The following is a 2,752-nucleotide window of genomic DNA, read 5'->3' as shown; positions in this document are numbered from 1 at the left end:
CCCTGTTCGTGCAGCCAGCCCTGGCGGCGGTCGCCGCGGTCGGTGCCGCTGAGCACGAAGCCGTCCGCGCCGTGCTCGTCCAGCAGCTGCCGGTAGCTGGTGAGCTCGTCGTCCCCGGGGGCGACGGCGAACAGCACCACCCGGTAGCCGGCCCGGTCGGCGGCCTCGGAGAGCGAGTGCAGGAACCGGTCCAGGACGGGGGTCGCGACGCCGGTGCTGCTGGAGCGGATGCCGTAGCCGATCAGCCGACTGGCCCTGGTCTTCAGGGCCTGCGCGGCCCGGTGCGGCCGGTAGCCGAGCTCGTCGATGGCGCGCCGGACCCGCTCCAGCGTCTGCGGGCGCAGCAGCTCGGGCGAGTTGATCGCGTTGGAGACCGTCTGGCGGCCCACGCCGGCCCGGGCGGCGACCATCTCGAGGGTCACGGCGGACCCTGTCCTGGGCCGGGGCGATGAGTGTGCATGCATGACGGCGATCCTAGGTTCTGTCTCCATCGACATGAATGTTGGAGCGTTCCAATCCGGGGTTCCATCATCCCCACCAGGGGGGTTAATGTCTTGGAACGCTCCAACGGCAGAAAGGTTGCGCCCGGGTGGAAGCAACTGTCAAGCCCCCAGCAGAGGATGAAGAGACCATGTCAGCGATGGAAGCGATTGACCTGCAGCCGTTCCTGCACGACGCCCGGCTCTCCGTGGCCGCCCCGAGCTTCTGCGCCTCCCGCCCCGACGGCCGGTTCGCCGGGGGAGCGGACGGCTTCTTCCACGGGGACCGCCGGATCCTCTCCCGCCTGGAGGCCAGCGTCCCCGGCGTCCCCAACGCCCCCGTCGCCACCGCCGAGGGCCCGGACGGCAGCACCACCTTCGTCACCGTGCTGCGCGGTCTCGCCGAGCGGACCGCCGACCCCGCCACCACCCTGGAACGCCGCCGCGAACTGGCCCCCGGACGCCTCGCCGAGCGCTACACCGTCCACAATGGCGGCGACCTCACCGCCCGGCTGCGCCTGGACCTGCGCGCCGAGAGCGACTTCGCCGCGATGGACACCGTCAAGGCCGGCCGCGCCGACACCCCGCTGACCGCCGGCGCCGACGGCGACGACGCACTGCGCTGGAGCCGGGGCCCGCTCACCGCCGTCCTCGCCCTCACCCCGGCCCCCGACCACCTCGACCCCGCCACCGGCACCGCCGGCTACGACATCGAACTCGCCCCCGGCCAGTCCTGGCACGCCGTCCTGGAGTGCACCGCCGAACACGCCGAGGGCGACCTCTTCCCCGCCCCGCCCGCCGACGCCGCCCCCTGGCGCACCCCCGAGGTCACCGGCCGCGAACACGACCTCGGCCACTGGCTCGCCCGCTCCCACCGGGACCTGCGCGGCCTGTTGCTCACCGACCCGCTGAGCCCCGCCGACACCTTCCTCGGCGCCGGCGCGCCCTGGTTCCTCACCCTGTTCGGCCGCGACTCGCTCTGGGCGGCCCGGATGCTCCTCCCGCTCGGCACCGAGCTCGCCGCCGGCACCCTGCGCACCCTGGCCCGGCGCCAGGGCCGCGCCGTCGACCCGGCCACCGAGGAGCAGCCCGGCAAGATCCTGCACGAGGTCCGCCGCGCCGAGCAGCACCTCGACACCGGCGCCCACCTGCCGCCCTGCTACTTCGGCACCGCCGACGCCACCCCGCTCTGGCTCGTCCTGCTGCACGACGCCTGGCGCTGGGGCCTGCCCGCCGACCAGGTCGAGGACCTCCTCCCGCACGCCGAGGCCGCCCTCGACTGGCTGGAGCGGTACGCCGACGCTGACGCCGACGGCTTCCTGGAGTACGTGGACAGCACCGGCAGCGGCCTGTCCAACCAGGGCTGGAAGGACTCCTCCGACAGCATCCGCTTCCGCGACGGCCGGATCGCCGACGCCCCGATCGCGCTCAGCGAGGTCCAGGCCTACGCCCACGAGGCGGCGGTCAAGGCGGCCGACCTGCTGGAGGCCTTCGGCCGGCCCGGCGCCGAGCACTGGCGGCAGTGGGCCGAGCGTCTGCGGGAACGCTTCCGCGACAGTTTCTGGACCGAGGACGGAAACGGCCGCTACCCGGTGGTCGCCCTCGACGGCGGCAAGCGCCGGGTCGACTCGATCGCCTCCAACATGGGCCACCTGCTCGGCACCGGCCTGCTCGACGCCGAGGAGAGCGCCCTGGTCGCCGCCCGGCTCACCGCCCCGGGCATGGACAGCGGCTACGGGCTGCGCACCCTGGACGCCGCCGCGGCCGGCTTCAACCCGCTCGGCTACCACACCGGTTCGGTCTGGCCGCACGACAGCGCCATCGCCGTCCACGGCCTCGCCAAGGCCGGACTGCACGAGGCCGCCGAGCCGCTGGCCGCCGGACTGGTGCGTGCCGCCGCGGGCTTCGACCACCGGCTGCCCGAGCTCTTCGGCGGCCACCCGCGCGAGCACTACGCCCGTCCCGTCCCGTACCCGGCGTCCTGCCGCCCGCAGGCCTGGGCCGCCGCCTCCGCCGTGACGGTCCTCCAGTCGCTGCTCGGCCTGGAGGCCGACGCACCGGGCCGCCGGCTGACGGTCCGGGCGCGGGTGCCCGCCGGGTACGAGTCGCTGCGGATCGAGGGGCTGACGGTGGCCGGACTGCCGATCGAGGTGACCACCGACCACACCGGCGCGGTCCGGCTGCGGGCGCCCGAGGGCTTCACGGTCACCGTGGTCGACTGACCGGCGGCACCGCGGTGCGCCGACGGCGCTTCGGTCGCGCGGAACACAGGT

At 74.7% G+C, this 2,752-nt stretch carries 2 protein-coding genes; one reads left to right on the top strand and one right to left on the bottom strand.

Going from position 1 to position 2,752, the window contains the following annotated elements; genetic code table 11:
* On the bottom strand, window positions 1-422 hold a 422-nt coding region (locus tag ACFU7Z_RS38460; RefSeq protein WP_380782771.1), incomplete at its 3' end, for a LacI family DNA-binding transcriptional regulator.
* Window positions 423-640: 218 nt separating this feature from the next.
* Here ACFU7Z_RS38460 and ACFU7Z_RS38455 point away from each other — a divergent pair.
* On the top strand, window positions 641-2,701 hold the full coding sequence (locus tag ACFU7Z_RS38455) for a glycogen debranching N-terminal domain-containing protein (RefSeq protein WP_380782769.1): 2,061 nt from the start codon (window positions 641-643) through the stop codon (window positions 2,699-2,701).
* Window positions 2,702-2,752 lie beyond the last annotated feature (51 nt).

This window comes from Kitasatospora sp. NPDC057518, from assembly GCF_042802075.1.
Lineage (GTDB): Bacteria > Actinomycetota > Actinomycetes > Streptomycetales > Streptomycetaceae > Kitasatospora.
The sequence above is the reverse complement of the archived record's forward strand: the minus strand, read 5'-3'. Positions and strand labels throughout refer to the sequence as shown.